Source organism: Arthrobacter sp. U41, from assembly GCF_001750145.1.
In the GTDB taxonomy this organism is placed as follows: domain Bacteria; phylum Actinomycetota; class Actinomycetes; order Actinomycetales; family Micrococcaceae; genus Arthrobacter.
On sequence record NZ_CP015732.1, the window covers coordinates 2,948,852 to 2,973,551 of the forward strand.

Annotated in this window: 18 protein-coding genes; 11 read left to right on the forward strand and 7 right to left on the reverse strand. The window is 69.1% G+C overall.

Annotated features, from left to right (window positions below):
- Positions 1-66: 66 nt before the first annotated feature.
- Positions 67-288, reverse strand: a complete 222-nt coding sequence (locus ASPU41_RS13385) for a DUF7455 domain-containing protein (protein ID WP_069951341.1) — start codon at positions 286-288, stop codon at positions 67-69.
- Between the two features lie 237 nt (positions 289-525).
- Between ASPU41_RS13385 and ASPU41_RS13390 the strand changes: the two genes are divergently transcribed.
- Together ASPU41_RS13390 and ASPU41_RS13395 are read left to right on the forward strand one after the other, a co-directional pair.
- Positions 526-2,634 (forward strand): DNA gyrase/topoisomerase IV subunit B, encoded by a 2,109-nt coding sequence (locus ASPU41_RS13390; RefSeq protein WP_069951342.1) that lies wholly within the window; start codon positions 526-528, stop codon positions 2,632-2,634.
- A gap of 168 nt (positions 2,635-2,802) precedes the next feature.
- Positions 2,803-4,323 carry a M20/M25/M40 family metallo-hydrolase gene (locus ASPU41_RS13395; protein WP_069951343.1) on the forward strand — a complete coding sequence of 507 codons (1,521 nt, stop codon included), beginning with the start codon at positions 2,803-2,805 and terminating at the stop codon, positions 4,321-4,323.
- Positions 4,324-4,437: 114 nt separating this feature from the next.
- Here the strand turns inward: ASPU41_RS13395 and ASPU41_RS13400 are convergent, their stop codons facing one another.
- Together ASPU41_RS13400 and ASPU41_RS13405 are read right to left on the reverse strand one after the other, a co-directional pair.
- Complete coding sequence (locus ASPU41_RS13400) at positions 4,438-5,427, reverse strand: M56 family metallopeptidase (RefSeq protein ID WP_069951344.1); 990 nt, start codon at positions 5,425-5,427, stop codon at positions 4,438-4,440.
- A gap of 6 nt (positions 5,428-5,433) precedes the next feature.
- Entirely contained in the window at positions 5,434-5,820 is a 387-nt protein-coding gene (locus tag ASPU41_RS13405; RefSeq protein ID WP_069951345.1) for a BlaI/MecI/CopY family transcriptional regulator, read from the reverse strand.
- 243 nt (positions 5,821-6,063) lie between these two features.
- Between ASPU41_RS13405 and ASPU41_RS13410 the strand changes: the two genes are divergently transcribed.
- Genes ASPU41_RS13410 through ASPU41_RS13425 form a run of 4 tightly spaced genes read left to right on the forward strand, consistent with a single transcriptional unit; the run spans position 6,064 to position 13,299 of the window.
- Positions 6,064-7,665 (forward strand): cytochrome ubiquinol oxidase subunit I, encoded by a 1,602-nt coding sequence (locus tag ASPU41_RS13410; protein ID WP_069951346.1) that lies wholly within the window; start codon positions 6,064-6,066, stop codon positions 7,663-7,665.
- A gap of 30 nt (positions 7,666-7,695) precedes the next feature.
- The gene (gene cydB, locus ASPU41_RS13415; RefSeq protein ID WP_069951347.1) at positions 7,696-8,745 is read left to right on the forward strand and encodes a cytochrome d ubiquinol oxidase subunit II; all 1,050 of its coding nucleotides are present in this window, start codon (positions 7,696-7,698) and stop codon (positions 8,743-8,745) included.
- A 6-nt stretch (positions 8,746-8,751) separates the two neighbouring features.
- Positions 8,752-12,285: a thiol reductant ABC exporter subunit CydD gene (gene cydD / locus ASPU41_RS13420; protein WP_069951348.1), complete on the forward strand. Its 3,534-nt coding sequence runs from the start codon at positions 8,752-8,754 to the stop codon at positions 12,283-12,285.
- Between the two features lie 21 nt (positions 12,286-12,306).
- A complete protein-coding gene (locus tag ASPU41_RS13425) occupies positions 12,307-13,299 on the forward strand; it encodes a GNAT family N-acetyltransferase (protein ID WP_069951349.1) in 993 nt (330 codons plus the stop codon).
- A 45-nt stretch (positions 13,300-13,344) separates the two neighbouring features.
- Here the strand turns inward: ASPU41_RS13425 and ASPU41_RS13430 are convergent, their stop codons facing one another.
- Positions 13,345-13,863 (reverse strand): DinB family protein, encoded by a 519-nt coding sequence (locus ASPU41_RS13430; RefSeq protein ID WP_069951350.1) that lies wholly within the window; start codon positions 13,861-13,863, stop codon positions 13,345-13,347.
- A gap of 250 nt (positions 13,864-14,113) precedes the next feature.
- Positions 14,114-16,630, reverse strand: coding sequence for a DNA gyrase/topoisomerase IV subunit A (locus tag ASPU41_RS13435; RefSeq protein WP_069951351.1), 2,517 nt, complete (start codon positions 16,628-16,630; stop codon positions 14,114-14,116).
- Positions 16,631-16,697: 67 nt separating this feature from the next.
- On the opposite strand from ASPU41_RS13435, the gene ASPU41_RS13440 reads away from it, so the two are divergent.
- From ASPU41_RS13440 to ASPU41_RS13450, 3 genes are all read left to right on the forward strand, one after another.
- Positions 16,698-19,388 carry a bifunctional acetate--CoA ligase family protein/GNAT family N-acetyltransferase gene (locus ASPU41_RS13440; RefSeq protein WP_069951352.1) on the forward strand — a complete coding sequence of 897 codons (2,691 nt, stop codon included), beginning with the start codon at positions 16,698-16,700 and terminating at the stop codon, positions 19,386-19,388.
- A gap of 79 nt (positions 19,389-19,467) precedes the next feature.
- Positions 19,468-20,211, forward strand: a complete 744-nt coding sequence (locus ASPU41_RS13445; protein WP_069951353.1) for a DUF5998 family protein — start codon at positions 19,468-19,470, stop codon at positions 20,209-20,211.
- A 1-nt stretch (position 20,212) separates the two neighbouring features.
- Positions 20,213-21,439 (forward strand): alkaline phosphatase family protein, encoded by a 1,227-nt coding sequence (locus ASPU41_RS13450; protein ID WP_069952690.1) that lies wholly within the window; start codon positions 20,213-20,215, stop codon positions 21,437-21,439.
- A 33-nt stretch (positions 21,440-21,472) separates the two neighbouring features.
- Here ASPU41_RS13450 and sepH read toward each other — a convergent pair whose 3' ends face one another.
- A complete protein-coding gene (gene sepH, locus ASPU41_RS13455) occupies positions 21,473-22,831 on the reverse strand; it encodes a septation protein SepH (protein WP_069951354.1) in 1,359 nt (452 codons plus the stop codon).
- 351 nt (positions 22,832-23,182) lie between these two features.
- Here sepH and ASPU41_RS13460 point away from each other — a divergent pair, with 351 nt between their 5' ends.
- Positions 23,183-23,482 carry a DUF4193 domain-containing protein gene (locus tag ASPU41_RS13460; RefSeq protein ID WP_018772415.1) on the forward strand — a complete coding sequence of 100 codons (300 nt, stop codon included), beginning with the start codon at positions 23,183-23,185 and terminating at the stop codon, positions 23,480-23,482.
- On the opposite strand, the gene ASPU41_RS13465 is transcribed toward ASPU41_RS13460, so the two are convergent.
- Positions 23,479-23,964: a DUF3093 domain-containing protein gene (locus ASPU41_RS13465; RefSeq protein WP_069951355.1), complete on the reverse strand. Its 486-nt coding sequence runs from the start codon at positions 23,962-23,964 to the stop codon at positions 23,479-23,481. The genes ASPU41_RS13460 and ASPU41_RS13465 overlap by 4 nt on opposite strands.
- Positions 23,965-24,083: 119 nt before the next feature.
- Here ASPU41_RS13465 and dut point away from each other — a divergent pair, with 119 nt between their 5' ends.
- Positions 24,084-24,638: a dUTP diphosphatase gene (gene dut / locus ASPU41_RS13470; RefSeq protein WP_069951356.1), complete on the forward strand. Its 555-nt coding sequence runs from the start codon at positions 24,084-24,086 to the stop codon at positions 24,636-24,638.
- Positions 24,639-24,700: the final 62 nt, after the last annotated feature.

Below are 24,700 nucleotides of genomic sequence, written 5' to 3' on the forward strand. Positions count from 1 at the left end.
TTAACGCGGAAAGGGCCCCTCCGAAGTGGAGGAACCCTTTCCTGAGTGGTCCGGCTCTTGAGTGGTCTAGTCGACGGAAACCGGCGGCTTCTCGTGAAGCCGGCCCGTCTCGTCGTACCAGTCAGAGCTGAGCGGCCTGAGCGTCGGTTCCACGGCGCGGGCGTGGTGGCCGCAGAAAAGAAGCTCACCCCCGGAGGCGCCGAGAACAACCCGGACATATGCCTGTGCTCCGCAACGATCGCACCGGTCGACGGTGCTAAGTGTGCGGTCCGCAACTGCTGTTGTCATGTTCGGCCTCCTTGGTAGATCGGTATACCTATATAACCAGCATTCGCAGCGAAACCATGGCTCGGATGGCCCACTTTCGCTGTACGCGTATCACGTCTCGGTAACGGGTTCCGGGGTGCGGTGCGGCCGGGGAGTGGCAGCACGCCGGATGGCGGCACTCCGACTACCCTAGGAAGAGCGCCAAAGTGCTTTGCCCGTCCAATGGGACGGTCCCGTTCCTGAAGGAGTTTCCGCCCCGTGGCACCAAGTTCTGATTACACCGCCCGGCATCTCTCCGTACTGGAGGGCCTTGAAGCCGTCCGCAAGCGCCCGGGCATGTACATCGGTTCCACCGACTCCCGCGGCCTCATGCACTGCCTCTGGGAAATCATCGACAACTCGGTCGACGAGGCCCTCGCCGGCTTTGGCCATGACATCAAAATTATCCTGCACGCGGACAACTCGGTGGAGATCCACGACGACGGCCGCGGGGTCCCCGTGGACATCGAACCGAAAACCGGGCTGAGCGGCGTCGAGGTCGTCTTCACGAAACTGCACGCCGGCGGCAAATTCGGCGGCGGCTCCTACACCGCCTCGGGCGGACTGCACGGTGTCGGCGCCTCCGTCGTGAACGCGCTGTCGGCGCGTCTCGACGTCGACGTCGACCGCGGCGGCAAGACCTACCGGATGTGCTTCCGCCGGGGCGAGCCCGGCCGTTTCAAGGACACCGGCAGCAAGCCGGACCCGGCATCGGTCTTCTCGCCCTTCGTCGACGGATCCGTCCTGGACATCGTGGGCAAGGCCAAACGGGGCGTTACCGGCACCCGGATCCGGTACTGGGCGGACCGGCAGATCTTCACCCAGGACGCCAAGTTCTCGTACGACGAACTGGCCGCCCGCGCCCGCCAGACCTCGTTCCTGGTCCCCGGCCTGAAGCTCACGGTCCGGGACGAGCGCAGGCTCCCCGGCACTCCGGGCGAGTCCGGCCCGCATGAGGAGGTCTTCCACCACGACGGCGGCATCTCCGAGTTCGTCGAATACCTTGCCGCGGACCCCGCCCTCACGGACGTCTGGCGGCTGCACGGCGCCGGCAAGTTCAAGGAAACCGTCCCGGTCATTGATGAAAAAGGCCACAGCAAGCTGACGGAGGTCGAGCGGGACTGTGAAGTCGACGTCGCCCTCCGCTGGGGCATCGGCTACGACAGCACAGTGCGCACCTTCGTCAACATCATTTCCACCCCCAAGGGCGGCACCCACCAGACCGGCTTCGAGCAGGCGCTCCTCAAGACCTTCCGCAAGGCGGTCGAAACCAACGCCCGGAAACTCAAGGCCGGCAACGACAAGATCGAGAAGGACGACATCTTCGCGGGGCTCACCGCCGTCCTCACCGTGAGGCTGGCGGAGCCGCAGTTCGAGGGCCAGACCAAGGAAATCCTGGGCACCTCCGCCGTGCGGGCCATCGTGGCCAAGGTGGTGGAACAGGAGCTCAACGCGAAGCTGACCTCGTCCCACCGCAACGACAAGGCCCAGTCGGCGCTGCTGCTGGAAAAGATCGTCAGCGAGATGAAGTCGCGCATCTCCGCGCGGGTCCACAAGGAGACGCAGCGACGCAAGAACGCGCTCGAGACGTCCTCCATGCCCACCAAGCTCGCGGACTGCCGCACCGACGACGTCGGGCGCTCCGAACTGTTCATCGTCGAAGGTGATTCGGCGCTTGGCACCGCGAAGCTGGCGCGGTCCTCCGACTTCCAGGCGCTGCTGCCCATCCGCGGCAAGATCCTCAACGTCCAGAAGGCTTCGGTGGGCGACATGCTCTCCAACGCCGAATGCGCGGCCCTCATCCAGGTGGTGGGCGCCGGCTCCGGCCGCAGCTTTGACATCAGCGCCGCCCGGTACGGCAAGGTCATCCTGATGACCGACGCCGACGTCGACGGGGCCCACATCCGCACGCTCCTGCTGACGCTGTTCTTCCGCTACATGCGGCCGATGATCGAGCAGGGCCGCGTCTTCGCGGCCGTCCCGCCGCTGCACCGGGTGGAGGTCATCAACGCCGGCCAGAAGGCCAACGAGATGGTCTACACGTACTCGGAGGCTGAACTGCACGAACTGCTGGCCCGGCTCGCCAAGGAGGGCAAGCGGTACAAGGAACCGATCCAGCGCTACAAGGGCCTGGGTGAGATGGACGCGGAGCAGCTGGCCGAGACCACCATGGACCCGCGGCACCGCACCCTGCGCAAGGTCGGGATCGAGAACGCCAAGCAGGCCGAAGAGACCTTTGACCTGCTGATGGGATCCGATGTGGCGCCCCGCAAGGACTTCATCATCGCCGGGGCGGCGAGCCTGGACCGGGAACGCATCGACGCCTGAGACCCGGCCATGGCCGGGTGCGTCGGCGCGCATTCTCAGGGCAGCTGCTGAATAGCGCCAGTGCCCTAATGCCCTCTAACCGGTTATGCCTCCTTCCGATAGTGTCGTCTCACGGCCCCGGGCAATGACGCCCGGGGCCGGATTCCGCAGCAAATCCAGGAGACCCCTGTGAGGCAAACTCGGAATATCCAGCGCGCGGCCATCGCCGCCACGATCGGGCTGGCGGTCAGTTTCGCGCCGCCGGCCCTTGCAGCAACCGGAACCACGTCGGACACCCTCCGGTCAGCGGTGTCCGCGGACAACATCATGAACCACCTCGAAGCACTCCAGGCCATCGCCGAGAACAACGACGGCAACCGGGCGGCGGGGACCCCGGGCTACGAAGCGTCCCTCCTCTACATCGAAGGCAAGCTGGAGGAGGCCGGCTACAAGCCGGTCCGGCAGCCTTTCAGCTACGACCGCTACGACTTCGCGTCGGCATCACTGGAACGCGTGTCACCTGATCCGTTGGCCTACGTCTACGGGGAGGGCTTTCTGGACCTGTCCTACTCGGGTGCCGGTGACGTCACCGCCCCGCTGACCGCCGTCGACCTCAACCTCGCCGGTGACCACGCCTCAACCAGCGGCTGCGAGGCGGGCGACTTTGCCGGCTTCACGCCCGGCAACGTCGCCCTGATCCAGCGCGGCACCTGCACCTTCCGGATCAAGGCGGAGAACGCCGCCGCCGCCGGGGCCTCGGGAGCCATCATCTTCAACCAGGGCAACGTCGTGCCGGGGGATGACCGCCTCGGCCTGTTCGCCGGCACCCTGGACCTGCCCCAGGCCGCCATTCCCGTGGTCAGCACCAGCTACGCCACCGGAGCCGGACTCGCCGGCCTCAGCGGTGTGGTGATGCACCTCGCCGTCGATGCCGGGGTGACCACGATCGAGTCATACAACATCCTCGTCGACACCGCCGGCCGCAGCGACCGGACCGTCGTGGTGGGCGCCCACCTGGATTCCGTGGGGGGCGGTCCCGGCATCAATGACAACGGCTCAGGATCGGCCGCGATCCTGGAGACAGCGATCCAGCTGAAGGAATCGGCGATCGCACCGACCAACCGGATCCGCTTCGCGTTCTGGGGAGGGGAAGAGGACGGGCTGGTCGGTTCCGAGCACTACGTTTCCCAGCTGTCGGCCCGCCAGGTCAAGGACCACGCCGTGAACCTCAACTTCGACATGGTCGGCTCGCCCAACTTCGTCCGCTACGTCTACGACGGCGACGGCTCGGCGTTCGGGGAAAAGGGCCCCAACGGCTCGGCGCTGGTGGAGCAGGTCTTCCTGGACTACTTCAAGTCCCAGAGCCTGCCCGTCGCGCCGACGGCCTTCGACGGGCGGTCCGACTACTTCGGTTTCATCAGCAACGGCATCCCTGCCGGAGGATTGTTCACCGGGGCGGAGGACCCGAAGACCGCGGAAGAGGCCGCAATCTTCGGCGGCACCGCGGGTGCACCCCTGGACCCGTGCTACCACCAGGGCTGCGACACCATCGAGAACGTGGACCGGACGGTGCTGGAGCAAATGGCCGACGCGATCGCGCACTCCACGCTCACCTTCGCGATGACCACCTCGGCGGTCAACGGCTCGGCCAAGGGGAACGGTAACGGCAACGTGGATCTCGAATACAAGGCCCACAAGCTGCTCAAGTAAGCACCGGGCCACAGCAGGGCACCGGTGGCCGGGCCGCTCCGCCCGCGGGGCGGCCCGGGGTGGGACCGGGGTGTGCCGGCTCCCGTGGCCGCGCCGCTTCCGCGGCGGGACCGGTCAGCCCAGCAGGCCGGGGACCATCAGCAGTGCCGTCGGGACCGCCAGCAGCAGCACGCAGGCCGCCAGCACCGCGGCGCGGAGGGATTCCGGCAGGGGCGGCTGCGGGGAGAGCAGTCGGCTGATGCGGGACGCCGTCGTCCGGGCCGAACCGGCGCCTCCGGTGGCACCCGGCTGGCCCGGCTCGACGTCGGAGAGTTCCGGTTCGCCGAAGGCCATCCTGGCGCCGTGGGCTCCGGGGGAGCCGCTGGCGACAATCGCGATCGCCTTGATCAGGGTGGCCCTGCTCTCGGTCTTCAGCGCGACGTCGTCGGCGAGCATCTCGATCAGCGAGCTGACCGCCTCCTGGGCCAGCCGCGTCGTGGGCAGCCACGGCAGCGCCTGCCGCCAGGCCGCGAAGGCCCACAGCAGCAGGTGATGGCGCTGGTCCAGGTGCGCGTTCTCGTGGTTCAGGACGGCACGGAGTTCGGCGGGTTCCAGGGCCGCCATGAGCCCGTCGGAGAGGACGGTGACCGAGCGGGCACCCCCGGGCAGGCAGTACGCAACGGGGGAGTCAACACTGATCACCATGGTCCGCGGGCCCTCAGCGGAGGGGGACGCCAGCAGCGCCAGCAGTTCGCGGTGCCGCCGACGCTGGCGCTGGATCTTGTAGTACGTCAGCAGCAGGGTGAACACGAGGTGGGCTGACAGCAATGCCGCAGCCGAGAGCGCAAAGATATGCCAGAAGCCCAGCGCCGTTGTGGGCGCATTGCTGAAGACCATCCCGGCAAGGGCCCGCAGGCCTGCCAGCAGGTTGTCCCCGACCGGCCCCAGCCCGTAGACCAGCATGGCGCCGATCATGGACAGCCCGCCGGCCAGGGCGATCGCCTGCCAGAGCAGCATGGCCGTGAACGGCGAACGTGACGGCCACTGGGCGCGGGAAAGCAGGACAGGCACCGGCCAGGCCAGCGCTATCGCCAGGACCGCCAGAAACCATGAGGTCCAAAACATCGGGCGCTAGCTGAGTCCCAGCAGCTTGCGCAGCGTTTCTGCCTCGGTGTCGGTGACGGAGCCAATAAAGCGTGCCAGCACCGCCTCGCGGTCCGGAGCGGATCCGAGGACTTCGTGCATCAGTTCAGCGGTGTGGTCTTCACGGCTGGAGACTGCCTGGTAGCGGTGCGGGCGGGTGCCGCGTTCGCGCTCGACCAGGCCCTTGCGCTCAAGGCGGGAGAGCACGGTCAGCACCGTCGTCACGGCCAGGTCCTTGCCCTCGTGTCCGGCCGTGCCGTTTTCCGGGCGGGTGCTCTGCGCGAGCAAATCCCGCAGGGTGTTCGCCGTGGCAGCCTCATGGCCTGCCCAGAGCAGGTCCATCACTGCCCGTTCCAGTTCACCGAGACTTGCCATTCCGTACGTCCTTCTTGAGGACCGCGCCGGCTAATCGACTCTGCCGTGCGGTGGGTGAATACTTCTGTCTCAAATTTACCGTGTTTTGCGGATAGTTTCTACATGAGGTAGAACAGCCCCCCGTTGCGGCCCCTTCGGCCGCATGGGACGCTGGGATGCAGGGGACCGCCAGCTTGTTCTACACTCTGTAGAAGAATCTTTCTACGTTCTGTAGAAGTTGCGCCTAGCAAAGTAGGGACTGCCTTGGACGCCTTGGAAATCGCACGGTGGCAATTCGGAATCACCACCGTCTATCACTTCATGATGGTGCCGCTCACCATCGGCCTGGGCCTGGTCGTCGCCGTGATCCAGACGATGTGGCACCGCACCGGCAAGCCGGAATACCTCCGGATGACCAAGTTCTGGGGCAAGCTCTTCCTGATCAACTTCATCATGGGCGTTGCCACGGGCATCGTGCAGGAGTTCCAGTTCGGCATGGCCTGGAGCGAGTACAGCCGCTTCGTTGGCGATGTGTTCGGGGCACCGCTGGCCATGGAAGCCCTGCTGGCGTTCTTCGTGGAGTCGACCTTCCTGGGGCTCTGGATCTTCGGCTGGAAGCAGCTCAAGCCCGCCGTCCACCTCGCCTGCCTCTGGATCGCCGTGATCGGTTCGGTCTTCTCCGCCTACTTCATCATCGTGGCCAACAGCTGGATGCAGCACCCGGTCGGTGTCGAGATGATCAACGGCCGCCCCGTGATGACCGATGCGTGGGCGGTCTTCACCAACAACACCGCCCTCGTCGCCGTCCCGCACACCCTCTTCGGTGCCCTCGCCGTCGCCGGCTCCTTCCTGCTGGGCATTGCCTGGTACCACCTGTGGCGCCGCCGCCACGACGGGATCGACACGATCGGGGCCGACGGCAAGGTCGTCCCCGGCGAGGCCGCCATCCCCGGCCGGGACCGCGCCGACCACGCCGTCTGGATCCGCTCCCTGCGGATCGGCGCCGTCGTCGCGATGATTTCCTTCGCCGGCACCTCCCTCACCGGCGACCTGCAGGGCAAACTCATGTTCGAACAGCAGCCCATGAAAATGGCCGCCGCCGAAGCGGCATGCCACGACGGCACCGGTTTCTCCATCCTGAGCATCGGCAACCTCGGCTCCAAGAACTGCGATGAAATCGTCGCCCTCATCGAGGTGCCCGGAATCCTGTCCTTCCTCGCCAAGGGCAACTTCACCACCGAGGTCCCGGGCGTCAACGGCCTGCTGGACCAGTACAAGGCCGACTACGGCACCCACCTGCCGGACAACCCCATCTACGGGGAACGGGCCGGCCAGGAGATCCAGTACGTCCCGGTCATGGAGGTCACCTACTGGGGCTTCCGGATGATGATCGGCTTCGGCGCACTGGCGGCAGCCGCCGCGCTGGTCGCGCTCTGGCTGACCCGGAAGGGAACCGTCCCCGCCTCCCGCGGCCTGATGCGGCTGGCCGTGTTCGGCATCCTGGCACCCTTCGGAGCCAACGCCGCCGGCTGGATCTTCACCGAGATGGGCCGCCAGCCATTCGTCGTCGCCCCCAACCCCGACCCCAGCGGGATCGACCAGGTCTTTATGTTCACGGCCGCGGCCGTCTCACCCGGCGTCTCGGCCGGTGAGCTGCTGACCTCTCTCGTGGTCCTCACCGGCGTGTACGCGGTGCTGCTGGTGGTCGAGGTCAAGCTACTGGTCAAGTACATCCGCGGCGGGGTGGTCTCGGCCATGCCGGAACTCGCGCACGTCCCCGCCGATGAAAACGCGGACGGCACCCCCGGGGACGGCGGTCCCGGCAAGCCGGCGGGCGCCGACGACGTCCTGGCCTTCGCCTACTAAGCCTCCCACGAAACGCAGAGGATACTCAGCATGGAACTGCTTCCCACCATCTGGTTCATCGCCATCGCGGTGCTGTGGACGGGCTATCTCTTTCTCGAGGGCTTCGACCTCGGCGTCGGGATGCTGATGAAGGGCTTCGCCCGGAACAACACCGAACGCCGGGTGCTGCTCAACACGGTCGGACCGGTCTGGGACGGCAACGAGGTCTGGCTCCTCACGGCCGGAGGCGCCACCTTCGCGGCCTTCCCGCTCTGGTACGCCTCGCTGTTCTCCGCGCTCTACCTGCCGCTGCTGCTGGTTCTGGTGGCCCTCATCTTCCGCGCCGTGGCCTTTGAATACCGCGGCAAGGTGGACAACCCGCGGTGGCGTGCCCGCTGGGACTGGGCCATCTCCCTGGGCTCCCTCGTGGCGGCCTTCGGCGTCGGGGCCGCCCTGGCCCTGACCACCACCGGGCTGCCGCTGAACGCCAACGGCGACCGCGAGGGCGGCCCGTTCGCGTGGTTCAGCGCCTACGCCGTCCTGGGCGGCCTCGCCGTCGTCGGATTCTCACTGCTGCACGGCCTCGCCTTCCTGGCGCTGAAGACCGACGGCGACGTCCGGCACCGCGCACGCCGGTGGTTCGTCCGGCTCCTGCCCGTCCTGCTGCTGCCGATCGCGGGCTGGGCGGTGAGCCTGCAGCTGCTCAGCGGCGAGGTCTGGACCGTGCTGGCCGTCGCGGCCGCCGTGGTGGCTGCCGTACTGGCCTGGAACTTTGCCCGCACGGGTGCCGAAGGCCGCGCGTTCCTGTCCCTGGGCGCCTTCCTGCTGTTCGGCAGCGCCTCGATCTTTGGTGCAGCCTTCCCCGTGGTGCTGCCGTCCACGCTGGACCCGGCCTTCAACCTGACGGTCTCCAACGCCTCCTCCTCGGACTACACCCTGGGACTGATGAGCATCGTCGCCTGCATCGGGCTTCCGCTGGTCCTCGTGTACCAGGCCTGGACTTACTGGGTGTTCCGGCGCCGGGTGAGCGATGCGCATATCCCGGAGGCCCACAGCTTCCTCCCCGCCATCGCCGCCAAAGCCCTGGCACCCAAGGACTAGCAGCTGATGAGACCGCAGTTTCCCGAGGGCCCCGCCAACCGCGCCGCCCTCTACCTGCTGGGCCTGCTCGCGGCGCTGAAGGCCCTGTCCCTGGTGCTGATCGGGCAGGCCGTCGCGTCCATGCTTGCCGGGCTGATAGCCAACGACGCTGCCTGGGGCGACCAGCTGTACTGGGGAGCCGCGGGAGTGGCGCTTCGGTCCCTGACGGTCTGGGTCCAGGCTGTCGCTTCGCGCCGGGCGGCGCTGGGCGTGAAGGAGGAACTGCGCGCGCGCCTGCTTGCGCGTGCCCTGCGCAACGGCACCCGGTCCGCGGGCCCCTCCGACGGCGGACTGGCCATTCTCGCGACCCGGGGGCTTGACGCCCTGGACAGCTACTACACCCAGTTCCTGCCTGCCCTGGTGAACTGTGCGGCGATTCCGCTGCTGCTGGGCGCGCGCATCCTTTACGCCGACTGGATCAGCGCCGTCGTGGTGGTGCTGACCGTGCCGCTGGTGCCGCTCTTTATGATCCTGATCGGCCGCTACACCGATGACCGCGTCCGGGAAGCCCAGTCGGCCCTGGCCCGGCTGTCCGGCCACATGCTGGAGCTCGCCAAGGGCCTGCCCGTCCTCGTGGGGCTGGGCCGGGCAACCGCCCAGCGCCGGGCCCTTGAGGACCTCTCCGAGGAGTACCGCCACCGGACCATGGTAACCCTGCGCACCGCGTTCCTCTCCGCCCTTGCGCTGGAACTCATCGCCACCATCTCCGTGGCCGTTGTTGCGGTTTTCATCGGCGTCCGGCTGGTCCACGGCGACATGGCCCTGGAAGCCGGGCTTCTGGCCCTGATCCTGGCCCCCGACTGCTACCTCCCGCTCCGGGAACTGGGCACCGCCCACCATGCCAGCGATGAAGGCCGCGCCGCGCTCGCCGAAACCACCGCCGTCCTCGAGGCACCCGAGCCCACCCCGCTGCGGCCCGCCGGCCCCGCTGCTGGTGCCGCCGGAACGGCATCCGCTCCTGCCCGTCCGCCCGCCCTGACCGTTGCCGGACTGACCGTGCGCTACGGCGGCAGGACCGACGCCGCCGTCGGGCCCCTCAGCTTCACCGCCGCCCCGGGCCGGATCACCGCCCTCGACGGCCCCAGCGGCGCCGGCAAAAGCACCGTCCTTGGCGTGCTGGCCGGCACCATCGGGTCCGGCGACGGCACGGACCGGCAAACCACGGTCACCGGCCGGCTGGAAGGATTCACGACGGCGGACGTCGCCTGGGTGCCGCAGCATCCCGTGATGGTCGCGCCGACCGTGCTGGAGGAGGTCCGGCTCTATCTGGGCGCCGCCGAGCCTGATTCCGGCAAGTCTGATTCGGCTGAGTCTGATTCGGCTGAGTCTGATTCCGGCGAGGCAACGGCCCGGCGCTGCCTGGCAGCCTGCGCCGCGGAACACCTGGCAGCGAAGCATCCCGCCGAACTCAGCCCGGGGGAGCTGCGCCGGGTCGCACTGGCCCGCGGCCTGGCCCGGATCGAGGCCGGAGCCACCGTGCTGCTGCTCGACGAGCCCACCGCCCACCTGGACCGGGAATCCGCCACCGCGGTCAGCGCGGCCATCGCCGGGCTGCGCGGCAGGGTCACCGTCCTGCTGGTGGCCCACGACCGGCAGACCCGGGAACTCGCCGACGAGCTGGTGGGAGTGGCCACCGGCGCCATGGCAGCAGGCTCCGGGCCCGCCCCCGCAGCCCACGCAGCCCCGGCCGCCCCCGCAGCCCACGCAGCCCCGGCCGGCGTGTCCGGGCCCGGTGCTGCCGACTTTCAGCCTGCCGGCTTTCAGCCTGCAGGCGGCCGGGAATCCGGTGAGCTGCCGGCAGAAAGCGCCGGAAGCGCCGCCAGCGGGTCCACGGCGGCCCGGCTGCGCCGGCTGCTCGCACCGGTCGGAGCCAGGTTCGCCGCTGCCGGCGCCGTCGGCACCCTGGCGGCCCTGTTCGCTGTCGCCCTCGCCGGGCTCTCCGGCTGGCTGATCATCCGCGCCAGCGAGCAGCCGCCCATCCTGTACCTGCTCACCGCAATCGTGGGAGTGCGCTTCTTCGGCATCGGCCGGGCCGCCCTGCGTTACCTGGAACGTCTCCTGCTGCACGATGCCGTCTTCGCGGCCCTGACCCGGCTCCGCGGCCGGCTCTGGGAATCGCTGAGCCGCCGCGCACTCTCGCTGCGCCGGCTGCTGCAGGGCGGCAACGTCCTGGGCACCGTGGTGGACGACGTCGACACGGTCCGGGAGCTGCTGCCCCGCGTGGTCCTGCCCCCGCTGACCGCCGTGGCCGTCGCGGCCGCCGCCGTCACCGGGATTACCCTGCTGTTGCCGGCCGCGCTCCCGGCCACGCTTGCCGCCGCCCTGCTGAGCCTCGTCGCAGCCCCCGCCCTGGCGCTGGCCGCGGACCGGATGTCCGCGGGCACCGAACAGCGGCTGCGCGCAGGTGTCCTCCGCCAGGTGGCGGCAGCCCTCGATGCCCGCGCGGAACTCCACGCCAATTCCGTCTCCGCTCCGGTGCTCGCAGCCATCACCCGCGCCGACCGCTCCGCGACCGCCGCATCCCAGCGCTCGGCCTGGGCCGAAGGGCTCGGCCAGGGCCTCACGGTGCTGGCGTGCGGGTCCGCCGCCCTGGCCAGCGCGGTGCTGGCCGCGCCGCTGGCCCTCAGCGGGGCCGTTGAAGCCTCGACGGCCGCCGTCGTGGTGCTGCTGCAGCTCGCCCTCGTGGAGCCCTACGCGGCCATCACGACGGCGGTCCGCCAATACCCGGCGCTGCGGGCCGTGCTGCGGCGCATCAGCGAAGCGGGGGTCCTTGACGACGCCGACGCGCCCGGCGGGCTGGTCCCGGTGGCAGGGCGGCCCGGCGGCAAACCCGGGATCGAACTCCGGGACCTTGCGGCCGCCTGGCCCGGCGGGCCGGCCGTCTTCACCGGACTCACCGCCACTGCCGAACCCGGGCGCTGGCTCTCCGTCACCGGCACCTCCGGCTCCGGGAAGTCGACCCTGCTCGCCGTCGTCCTGGGCTTCCTCCCGGCAGCAAGCGGCCACATCCTGCTGAGCGGTCGTGCCGCCTGGTGCCCGCAGGAGGCGCACCTCTTCGACTCGACCATCCGCGGCAACCTCCTGCTGGGCCTTCCGGACGGCCAGCGCGGGGAAGTGGCGGAGCCGCGGCTGCAGGAGGCCCTCGCAGCGGTCGGCCTCGGCCCGCTGATCGGACGGCTGGAGCACGGTCTGGACACCCGGATTGGACCCGGCGGGGCCTTCCTCAGCGGCGGCGAGCGGCAGCGGCTCGCGGTTGCCCGCACGCTCCTGACCGGAGCGGACGTGATCCTGCTGGACGAACCCACCGCCCACCTGGATGCCGAGTCCGGCCGGGCGATGCTGGCTGAGCTGCGGCACGGCCTGCGGGACCGCACAGTGGTGCTCGTGACGCACAACCCGGAGGACATCGCCGCGGAGGACCAACGCCTGGACCTTGACCGCGCGTCGGCCTGGCCCGCAGCACCCGCGCAGGAACCAGCGCCGCTGCTGGCGCGGGGGTAAGCCGGACGTTAGCCTGTTGCCATGAACGGAGACGCCGACGCCCTGGCCAGCCTGGACCCGCGCCTGGAGTGGCGGCCCGCCGGGGCCGCGGGCCTGGACGACTGGGCGGCGCTGATCGCCCGGACCGCCGCCGTCGAACGGCCTGTCTGGTTCGAGCGTCGCGCCGACCTGGAACAGGTCCTCGAATCACGGAAGAACCCGGCCGCCGCGAACACCATCCTCGGCTTCGACGCGCAGGGCACGGCCAGGGCGTACGGCCGGATCACCAAAAACCCGGACGGCGAGAAGGCGATCGGGTACGGCTGCGTCGATCCCGGGTGGCAGGGAACCGGGATCGGCACCGGGCTGCTGGGCTGGATGGAGGCGCGGACCCGGCAGCGTTTTGCCGGGGACGCAGTGCAGGGTTCCACACCCCGGCTGCGGCTCCACATGGAGCAGCAGCACACGCACCAGGCCGCCCTGTTCGGGGGCGCGGGCTACCGGATCGTCCGCTACTGCAACGAGATGCACCGGCCCCTGACGGTCGGCTTTCCCGACGCGGTGCTCGGCGACGGGCTGGAAATCGTGGGCTTCGGGCCCGAGCTGCACGAGCCGGTTCGGCGCGCACACAACGAGGCTTTCCGGGACCACTGGGGCAGCGAGCCCCGCGACGAGGAAGCCTGGGGCTTCGTGGTGAATGATCCGCTGGCCCGGCCGGACCTGAGCGCCGTCGTCGTGGAGCAGGCCACCGGGAAGGTGGCCGGCTACCAGCTCGCCAGCCATGACGCCATCAGCGCCGAGTCCCGGGGCTACAAGGAGGGCTACACGGACCTGCTGGGCGTGCGGCGCGAGTTCCGCGGCCGCGGCGTGGCGCAGGCGCTGCTGGCCGATGCCATGCGCCGCTTCGCCGCGGCCGGGATGGACAAGGCCTCACTCGACGTGGACTCGGAGAACCCCACCGGCGCCCTGGCCCTCTACGCCAAAATGGGCTACGTCGCGGTCAACAGCAGCATGGCCTGGGACAAGGAACTCTAGCTCGCCGTCCGTGGGCCGGCCGTCGGCGCGCTGGGCGTCCGCGCACTAACCGTCCACATCGTGGAGGTGATGGACGATGTCGTGCAGAAAGTACTGCGAGAACGTGAGCACCGTGAACTCGGAGCCGTTGCTGCGGGTTCCCGTGCGGCCCCACTGATCCTCCGGAACCCGCCCGAAGGAAGCGGCGATCTGCTCGCCCTCTGTGGTGAGTGCAGCACTGACCTCGGCCGGGTCCGCGTTGGTATAGTCCTTCTCGACCGCGGCCAGATCCTGGTCCCAGTCCTCGAACCGGGCGCCCTCCTCGCGCAGCATGAGGTCCAGCCGGTGGTCGAACAGGCTAAAGACGTCCCGGACGTGGCAGGCGTACTCAAGGACGGACCACGTGTTCCCATCCGGGCGTTCCGCCACGTCGGGGCGCCGCAGCGCGGCCCGCCAGCGCGGCAGCATGCTGGCCAGCTTTCCCGGCGTCGTGGCCGGAGTGCACGTAGAGACGTCGAAACCGCACTCCGGACACGGCCGCTGCAGCACCCAGGTCCAGTCCTTGTTGTCCGCGATGATAGGCATGCGAGCATTCTAAACGCATTTTCCCGGGCCGGATCGGTGCGGCCGACGACTCCGGCCCTCGCCGGCGGGAACGTCCCGGGCTTCGCCGCATTCGTTTCCCCGCACTGGTACAGCGCAGCGACCGGCCGGCGCCGGTTAGATCACCCGTTCGTCACAAATGGCCGCTTTGGCGCGCCCCGTGGCGGCCATCTGTGGCGAATCGGTGACCCGGCGGCGCCCCGCCGGCCTCCGACACGGCACACACAGCAGCCTAGGCGGCCGTCTCCGGGTCCGGCTGCCAGGACATGCTCGGACCAATCGCCTCGATGGCCTGCGAGAGCGGAATGCCGGACCCGTCGCGGCGGCCGTGCTCCCCGGGAAGGGAACGGGCCACCCCGGCCTGGGAGGAGGCCTTTGCGGGGCCGTGACCGGCCCACGCGAGCAGCAGGGTGTCCTCGCCCTTGAGGAAGCGGTGCGCCCTGACCCCGGCGGTGGCGCGGCCCTTGGCAGGGTATTCGGAGAGTGCGGTGACCTTGGCGGCCCCCGGAGCGGTGCCCGGGAGCGCCCCTTCCGTGCCGGCGATGGTCACAACGACGGCGGCGCTGTCGGCCGTGCCGGCGGCGCCGAAGAACATCACCCGGTCCCCGGCAGCGAGCTTGATCCCGGCCATGCCGCCGGCGGTCCGGCCCTGCGGGCGGACGGCGGACGCAGGGAAGCGCAGGAGCTGCGCCTGCCGCGTCACGAAGACGAGGTCGACGTCGTCGGAACCCGCGGGAGCCACACCGACCACGGTGTCCTTGTCCTTGAGCGCGATCACTTCCCAGTCTTCGCGGTTCAGCGGGTAGTCGGGCTGGACCCGCTTGACCACGCCCTGGGCCGTGCCGATCGCCAGCACGTCATCGAGCGGCGCGAAGCCGACCAGGGTTTCGCCCTTGAGCAGCGTGATGAAGTCCTTGGCCGGCACCCCGCCGGCCATGTTCGGCGTGCCGGAGGTCGGCGGAAGTACGGGCATGTCCATCACCTGGAGCCGGAGCATGCGGCCCTGCGAGGTGACGGCGGCAATCTCGCCGCGGGCGGACGTCTTCACCACCGACGTGAACACATCGTGCCTGGTCCGCGGCCCGGACTCGGCGAGGCTGTCCTGGTTGGCGGTCCGCGCGATCTGGCCGGAGGCGGTCAGGATGGCCCAGCAGGGGTCATCCGCGATTTCCAGGGCCAGGGGAGCGGCCTTGCCTTTGGCGCCCGGCGCGGCCAGGGCGGCGACGGTGGGGGAGACGGCCTCGGATTCGAGCAGCACGGTGCGGCGCGGGGTGCCGTATTTCTCGGCGATCTCGGCCAGCTCGGCGGACACGAGGCCGCGGAGCCGCTCGCTGGAGCCGAGGATGGCTTCGAGCTCGGCAATCTCGCGGCGCAGCTCCTCCTGCTCCTTCTCGAGTTCGATCCGCGAATACTTGGTCAGCTGCCGGAGCCGGAGTTCCAGGATGTAGTTGGCCTGGATCTCGGAGAGGTCGTAGATGGACATCAGCCGGGTCCTGGCCGCGGCCACCTCGTCCGAGGAGCGGATGATCTGGATGACCTCGTCGATGTCCACGATCGCGATCAGGAGGCCCTCGACCAGGTGCAGGCGGTCCTTCTTTTTGCCGAGGCGGAAGGCCGTGCGCCGGCGCACCACGTTGATGCGGTGCTCCACGTAGACGGTGAGCAGCTGCAGCAGCCCGAGGGTCTGCGGCTGGCCGTCGACGAGCGTGACGTTGTTGATGCCGAAGGAATCCTCCATCGGCGAGTAGCGGTACAGCTGCTGGAGCACCGCGTTCGGGTTGAAGCCGTTCTTCAGCTCGATCACCAGGCGCAGGCCGTGCTTGCGGTCCGTGAGGTCAACGATGTCGCTGATGCCGGTCAGCTTCTTGCCGTTGACGGCGTCCTTGATCTTCTCGATCACCTTTTCCGGGCCCACCATGTAGGGAAGTTCGGTGACCACCAGTCCGGTGCGGCGGGCCGAGAGCTGCTCGACCTCCACCTTGGCCCGGGTCTTGAACGAGCCGCGGCCGGTGGCGTAGGCGTCGCGGATGCCGTCCAGGCCCACGATCCGGCCTCCGGTGGGCAGGTCCGGGCCGGGGACGAACCTCATGATGTCCTCGAGGGTGGCGTCCGGGTGCTCGATCAGGTGCCGGGCTGCGGCGATCACTTCCACCAGGTTGTGCGGGGCCATGTTCGTGGCCATGCCGACGGCGATGCCGGTGGCACCGTTGACCAGCAGGTTCGGGAATGCCGCCGGCAGCACGTCGGGCTGGGTGAGCTGGTTGTCGTAGTTGGGAACGAAGTCGACGACGTCCTCGTCGAGGTGGTCCGTCAGGGTCAGCGCCGCAGCCGCGAGGCGTGCCTCGGTGTACCGCGGGGCGGCCGGGCCGTCGTCGAGCGAGCCGAAGTTCCCGTGCCCGTCGATCAGCGGCAGCCGCAGCGAGAAGTCCTGTGCCATGCGCACCATGGCGTCGTAGATCGCGCTGTCACCGTGCGGGTGCAGCTTGCCCATGACCTCGCCCACCACGCGGGCGCTCTTGACGTGGCCGCGGTCCGGGCGGAGTCCCATCTCGCTCATCATGTACAGGATGCGCCGCTGCACCGGTTTCAGGCCGTCGCGGGCGTCCGGAAGGGCCCGCGAGTAGATCACCGAATAGGCGTACTCGAGGAACGAACCTTCCATCTCGGAGGTGACGTCGATGTCGACGATGTTTTCTACGAAATCCTGGCTGGCTTCCCCTGCCGGGGACGGAGTTTGGCGGCGGGCCATGAGACTGGTGGGTCCTTCTGAGCGGTGCTGAACGGGTGCTGCGTAAGTTTATGACTAGGCTAAGCCTATGGTGGATCAGCCCGTGGACGGCGTATATCCGGAATATTGGGAAGCCGATGTTGTCTTGCGGGACGGCGGGACGGCTCATCTGCGCCCGATCCACCCTTCCGACGCGGACGCGGTTCAGGCGTTCCACGTGGGGCAGTCGCAGAAGTCCATCTATATGCGGTTCTTCGCGTTTAAGTCCAAACTCTCCGACAAGGAGCTCAAACGCTTCACCGAGGTGGACTACAAGGACCGCGTGGCCCTCGTGATCACCATCGGCCAGGAAATCATGGGTATCGGCCGCTACGACCGGCTCGATGATCCCGAGGAAGCGGAAGTCGCGTTTAATATCGCCGATGCGCACCAGGGCCGCGGCATCGGGTCCATCCTGCTGGAGCACCTTGCCGCTGCCGCCCGCGAAAACGGCATCCGGAAGTTCAGTGCCGAAGTCCTCCCGGAAAACCGCAAGATGCTGATGGTCTTCTCCGACGCCGGCTACGACGTCAAACGCCACTTCGACGACGGTGTGGTCAGCCTCGAATTCAACATCGACCCCACGGACAAGTCCCGGGCCGTGATGGAATCCCGGGAACACCGCGCCGAGGCGCGCAGCATCCAGGAACTCCTCGCCCCGTCCTCCGTCGCCGTGATCGGGGCGAGCCGCAAATGGGGCACCGTGGGCTACCAGCTGCTGGAGCACATCATCGAGGGCGGCTTCACCGGCCCGGTCTACGCCATCAACCCGGAGGCCTTCGAGCTCGCCGGCATGCTCTCCTTCGCCCGGCTCTCCGAGGTGCCCGGGCCGGTCAAGCTCGCCGTCATCGCTGTCCCGTACGCCGAGGTCCCCAAGGTTGTGGAGGAATGCGGTGCGGCCGGGGTCAAGGGGATTGTGGTGGCCACTGCCGGATACGCGGACGACGGCGAACGCGGCCTCGTCCGGCAGCGCGAACTCGTCCGGCAGGCCCGTGCCAACGGCATGCGCGTGATCGGGCCCGCCTCGCTGGGCATCATGAACACCAATCCCGCCGTGTCCCTCAACGCCTCGATGGCTCCCTCGCTGGGCCGCCGCGGCGGCCTGGGCCTGTTCAGCCAGTCGGCGGCGATCGGCGTCTCGCTCTACGCGGCCTCCAGCCGGCGCCGCGTCGGGATCTCCACCTTCCTCTCGGCCGGCAACCGCGCCGACGTCTCCGGCAACGACATGATGCAGTTCTGGGAAGACGACGCCGACACCACCGCCGTCGGGCTCTACCTGGAATCAATCGGCAACCCGCGCAAGTTTTCCCGCCTGGCCCGGCGGCTGGCCCGGACCAAGCCGGTCATCGTGGCGAAGTCCGACGCGATGGGCCTGGGGCTGCCGCCCGGCCATGCCGTCCGCACCACCCAGGCCCCGCCGGAGGCCCTCGACGCGATGATGCGCCAGGCCGGCGTCATCCGCGTCGAGACGATCGAACAGCTCATGGACGTCGCCCAGATTGTCTCGAGCCAGCCCCTGCCGCAGGGCCCGGGGATCGCCGTGTTCAGCAACTCACGGGCCCTCGGCAAGGTCGTCGCGGACAGCGCGGCCGCGCAGGGGCTGGGCGTGGAACGGATCGTCACCGACATCGACCTGGACGCGGGGATGTCCCTGGCCCTGCCGGCGCTGCGGCGCAGCCTGCAGGAAGTCCTCACCGCGGACACTGTCCACGCCGTCGTGGTCGCACTGCTGCCTGCCCACGGCCTCACCGTGGAAAAGATCGCCGGAGTCCTTGCCGAGTGTTCGGTCGCTGCCGGCAAGCCCGTTGTGGCGGCGTTCAGCGGACTCCTGGACCCCTCCATCTATGTGGAGGGGATGGTGGGCGACGAAGCAGGGTCGGCGGTCGTTCCCTGCTACTCCAACCCCGGCGCGGCAGTGGCCGCGCTCGGTGCCGTGGTCCGCTACGCCCAGTGGCTGAACCGGGACCAGGGCCTCTTTGTCGAACCCGAGGGCTGCGACCCGGAGGGCACGCACGACGAGCTGGAACGCCTGCTGGACGATGTCGGCGGCGAGCAGCTGATCCGGCTGGACCCGGACACGGCCGCGAGCCTGCTGGCCCGCTACGGCATCAGGGTGGTCCCGTCCGTCGGCTTCGACACCGCCGAACAGGCCGTCGCTGCGGCGGAACGGCTCGGCTGGCCGGTGGCGCTGAAGACGACCGATCCCGCGCTGCGGCACCGCCTGGACCTCGGCGGGGTGCGCCTGGACATCCAGGATGCAGACTCCCTGCGGCGGAATGTCCTGGAAATGCGCAAGTCGCTGGAACGCTACGGTTCGCCATCCCTTGAGGTCCAGTCAATGGCACCGGTGGGCCAGGCCTGCACCTTCCGTGCCATCGAGGACCCCCTGCTGGGTCCGGTGATTTCCTTCGGCCTCGCCGGTGACGCGGTCAACCTGCTGGACGACTGGGCCCACCGGGTGCCCCCACTCTCGAGCTCGGACCTGCACGACTTCATCCGGGCGCCCCGGGCCTCGCGGAAACTTTTCGGCTACCAGGGGTTGCCGCCCGTGGATGCCCGGGCCCTGGAGGACCTGGCCGCCCGGCTGACCCGGCTCAAGGACAACCATCCGGAAATCGCCCTTGTCGACTTCAACCCCGTGCTCGCCGGGCCGGAGGGGGCGTCCATCCTGGCGGCCGACGTCCGGATCGCCAACGCCGCCCAGCGCACAGACAGTGCCCGCCGCGCCATGCGCAGCTGACGCGGCGGGGGAGCGGCGGGGGCACCTCCGGGCCGGCAACGGTTAGCATGTCCCGGGCCGATCTGTGAAAATGGAGACCATGAGCTTTCAGCCTCCGACACCCGAGCCCCAGGCGACCTTCACCGGACGCCCGGGCGCGCACCATCACGGCCTGCATGACCACAGCGCGAAGGGTCAGAGCCTGGAAGGTTCCCTCCAGCAGGCCGGCTTCTACCCACGGCTGGTGGCCGACGTCGTCGCCGATGCCCTCGACGGGCGCGACTGCGTGGCCCACCTGGTGCACCTTGAGACGCACTTTGACCGCGCCGAGGTCCGCCGCCACATCACTGTGCTGGTACTCACCGAGGACATGCTCGTCATCACGCACGTGGATGACCAGCAGCTCGACGAGGCCGGGGAGCAGACCGTCGCGCAGGTCTCCACCGAATCCGTCCCGGTCACTCAAATCCGCTCCGTGGTCCTCAGCTACGTGTATGCGCAGCCCCAGGAATACAAGTCATCGGATCCGGTCCGCGAGCTGACCCTGTCCATCGCCTGGTCCGGCGGCCAGCGCCTGGACATGGGGCCGGCCAGCTGCGGGGACCCGCAGTGCGAAGCGGACCATGGCTACAGCGGCACCATCGCGCAGGAGGACATTGTCATCCGGATCAGCGCCGAAGCCGACGGGCTGCAGGCCGTCCAGGACGCCAAGCTTTTTGCCCGTGCCCTCCGCGCGGTGAACACCGGATCCTCCGCCCCGGTGCCGCATGCCGGCCCCGGGCTCCCGCCGCGCCCGCGGATGGGTGTTTTCGGAAGCCGCGCCAGCCGCGGCCACCAGCGCTGAGATGACACCGGTCCGCGTGCCCGAAGCCCTGTCCGCCGCCCCCGCCATCGCGCAGAGCCTGCCGGCGGCACCGGCCTTCGGCGACCGTTCCATCGCCGAGGTGCTCACGAGCGCCGCGGCCAGCCTGGGGGTGCCGGGCTTTGAGGACCGGCTGAATCTCCCGGCGGCGAAGCGCATCTGCGTCGTCCTCGCCGACGGGCTGGGCCGCAACCTGCTGAAGCAGAAGTCGGCGCACACACCGTTCCTGCGTTCCGTGATGCAGTCCGGGCAGGGGCGGGTGCCGGTCTCGCTGGACTCGGCTTTTCCCTCCACGACCGCGGCGTCGCTGGCGAGCTTCGGCACCGGACTCCCGGCCGGGCAGCACGGCATGGTGGGCTACGACGTGCTGGACCCCGACCAGGACCGGGTGGTCAACATGCTCGGCGGCTGGGACGCGGGTGTCGATCCGCAGCAGTGGCAGCCGTTCCCCACCGTGTTCGAACGGGCAGCGGAACACGTGGACGTCACCACGGTCAGCCTCCCGCAGTTCAGCGACTCCGCCATGACCCGGGCCGCGCTCCGCGGCGGTCGCTACGTCACGGCCACCACCTCACACGCCAGGACCGGGGCCGCCGCCGAGGCGATGGCCGGTGCGGGACGTTCCCTGATGTACTTCTACGTCAACGAACTCGACAAGGCCGGCCACCGCCACGGCTGCCAGTCACCGGAGTGGGAGCACCAGCTCGAGGAACTCGACGCCACCGTGAAACGGCTCAGCGCCACCCTTCCGACGGGCACCACCATCCTGCTCACCGCGGACCACGGCATGCTCGACGTGCCGGAGCCCCAGCGGATCGACTATTCCTCCGACCCCGCCCTCGTGGCCGGGGTCCGCCACACCGCCGGCGAGCCGCGAATGGTCCACCTCTACCTTGAGGAGTCCGAGGGCGACGCCGGCCGCGCGCGGCTGCTGGATGCCTGGCGGGCCCGCTTCGGCGACCGGATCTGGGCGTTCACCCGGGCCGAAGCCATCGCCGCGGGGCTCTTCGGTCCGGTACGGGCTGAGGTCAGCCCGCGGATCGGCGACGTGATGATCGCTGCCAGGGACGCCCTGGCCCTCTATGACACCCGCCGTGTCCGGCCGACGGCACTTGAAGTCGTGGGCCAGCACGGTTCACTGACGAAGGCCGAACGCGAAGTTCCGCTGTTGTGTTTCCAGGCCGACGGAAAAAGGGCCCCCCGCGCCTGACTGCGCGTGAGGGCCCTGAAGCCTGCGGTTTCGCTAGTCCCCGCGGGCTCCGAAGACGATGTCATCCCAGCTCGGAATGCTGGAACGCTTCGGCTTGGCCGGCTGGCGTTCCGGCTGGTCCGCGTCGCGGTCATTCGGGGCGCTGCCGGGAGACTCACGCTGCTGGCGCCGCGAGGTTCCACCGCCCAGGAGCTCGTCCAGCCCCGGGCTGGAGGCGGGGCGCTGCTGGCCGGCCGGCCGCAACGGTGACGCCACGATGGTGATCTCCCGGGTGTCGGTGCTGACACCGTCATGCAGTTTCAGCGCGTCGTCCGGTTCGCCCTGCTGGCGGGGCGCCAGCGTGAGCCGGGACATAATCGAGGGCTTGCCGTCGCGGCGGCGTTCCCACGGACTGCTGGACGGCCGGGCTTCGGTCTCCGCTGCGGGTGCCTGCGCCGGCTCCTGTTCGGGGGTGGCGGGCTCGGCGCTGTCCTGCTCGGCCGGCTGCCCGGCCGGCACCTCGGTGGGCCGGGGGTGGGCTGCGGGAACACCGTTGGTCAGGAGCACCGCGAGGGCGTCGTCGGCGTCCTCGTCCACGCCGAGCCGCTGCCCGCGACGGGAGCGCAGCATGTCCAGCAGCCCGTCGGAGTCCTTCTCCTGCTGCAGCTGGAGCTGCTGGACGACCTGAAGCTGTGCGGTGGCGGTGCGCGCGGCAGCATCGGCGTCGGTTTCAAAGTCAAAGGGCCGGTCGGAGACGGCGGTGAGCCGGCGGGCCGGGACAGGGCCGTCGAGGGGCTCGAGCTCGCTGAGCTGCTGCGCCCAGCGGTTGGCGTTCTGCAGGGATTTGCGGGCCGGGCTGAACGTCCACATGGCCGGCGGTTCCTCGCCGATGCCGGCAGGGCCGCCGGGGGTCGCCTCGAAGCGTGCCACCACGTTCCAGCTGCCGTCCGGGCGCCGCCACGAGTCCCACTCCACGGTGGAGGCTTCGATGCCGTGCGCGCTGAGCCGGTGGGCCACCATCTCGCCGAGCGACGCCGGGCGGTCACCGAACACCGAACGGTAGACATCGTGACCCGGGGCCGGGGACGCGACCTCCACCTTGCGGGCCTGCTGGGCCACGTGGTCGCGCTCGGCGAGCACCGGACCCTCATAGCGCTGGACCTTTGCGAGCGGAATTCCGGAGAGCTCCGCCACCTCTGCCGCCGTCGAGCCGCTGCGGATCCGCGCCTGGATATCGCGCGGAGACATGGCAATAGCTGCGGCGCCCGCTCCGGAAGCGGTTTTGGCCGGCGTCCGGCTGGCTGCCACCCGAAGTGCTTCATCGATTGGCAGCTGGAACATCTCGCCGCCGGCACCGCTCAACAGGAGATGCTTCCCGTCGTCGTGGACGCCTACAAGCCGTAGATCCTGCATACAAATCCTCCACCCTGGCATTACTAACAATCGAAACTCTGCCACCGATGGGAGCCATTTCGGGTGAAGAGCAAGGGCGCGCCGTCATTTTCCGCTAATTTCCGCCACTTTTCGGCTGATCAACGGGCCGGACGCAGCCCCGTCCCGGCTGCGGCGGCCGCGGCCCGGTGTCACGGACCGCAAGACTCTGGCGTTCACCGGACGCTTAAGCAAAAATGACCCGACATCGGGCACAAAATCAGCATGTCCGGTGTTGACACCGGAGAACCCTCCCGGGGCCCGGGGCTACAGCCTGCAGGACCGGCCGGGCGGGCGATCCAACCGATCGAGTGCGGAATGCGAGCAACCATAATGGCGACAGACTACGATGCGCCGCGCAAGACCGAAGAGGACCTCAGCGAGGACTCGATTGAGGCGCTGAAAGCGCGGCGTACGGAAAAGCCTTCCGCGGTCGTCGACGAAGACGAATCGGACCTTGCAGAAGGCTACGAACTCCCAGGCGCGGATCTGTCCGGGGAGGAACTGCTGGTCCGGGTCCTGCCGGCGCAGGCCGACGAATTCACCTGTGCCTCCTGCTTCCTGGTCCGGCACCGTTCGCAGATTGCCCGTGAAAAGGACGGCCTCAAGTACTGCAAGGACTGCGAGGGCTAGGAGTTCAGGGCAGCGAGCAGCTCATCCGGGCGGCGGGTGGACGTGAGCCAGTAGGGCGTGCGGTCGGAGGGATCGGTGATCCCGATCCGGACCACAGGATCGATCCATCCGCGGATGCACAGGAAAGCCAGGCCGTTCAGGCGGGTGCCGCGTTCCGCGGTCGCTTCCTTGTCCCGGAAAGCGGACGCGGTGCCCACAAAGCGTCGTTCGATGGTGGCGCGTCCGACGCTCAGCGTGGAGCCGGTGACCGTGATGGCAGGGGTCGAGAGGACCAGCAGCACGGCGATGATCGCAAACAGGACGACCGCGGCGGTGAACCCGGCGGTCATGCTGATGGGGGCAAACACGAGGATCCCGGCGCCCGACAGACCTGCCGACACCAGCCAGATCCAGAAGTTCGGCCAGAGCTTCTCGTGGTACAGGACGGTGGAGTCGCTGGGGGTGCTGTTGGGGGCAGGCACGGCTGCGCTGGATTCGGGCATAAGCCCAGCTTTCCACTTTTCCCGGGCTATTTCACCTTGGCAACGGAATCGCGGGCTGGCGCCCGGGCCGCCGGCCGCCGCTAGGCCGAAGCTCCCCGCTGGCGTTAGAGTGAGGGACTGTGACTGAAGAAACGACTGCAGTGAACGCCGCCGAATCGGCAGCGCCGGAAGAACAGCCGGAAGCACAGCCAGCGGCGGAGTCCGGGGCAGGGTTCGGAACCCCCACCCTGACGGTGCAGCTGAAGATGCTCGACGACGGCCTGGAGCCGCCGTCGTATGCGCACCCGGGAGACGCCGGAGCGGACCTGCGCGCGCGCGAGGACGTGGTGCTGGAACCGGGGGAGCGCCGGCTGGTCCCCACCGGTGTGTCCATCGCCCTCCCCGAGGGTTTCGTCGCCCTGATCCACCCGCGGTCCGGGCTCGCGACCAGGCACGGGCTGACCGTGGTAAATGCCCCCGGAACTGTCGACGCGGGTTACCGCGGAGAAATCGCGGTGACGCTGCTGAATACGGACCGCCACCAGGCGATCGAACTCAAGCGCGGCGATAGAATTGCACAAATGGTTATCCAGCGCGTGGAGTACGCCCGGTTCCTGCCGGTCCAGGAACTCAGCGGCTCGGTTCGAGGCGGCGGAGGATTCGGATCCACCGGCGGTTTCGGCGCGCCGGTCTGACCGGCAGCGGGCAGGACCCGCAGTATTTACGCAGGGACGTATGAGCAGGACCTATTTGCAGG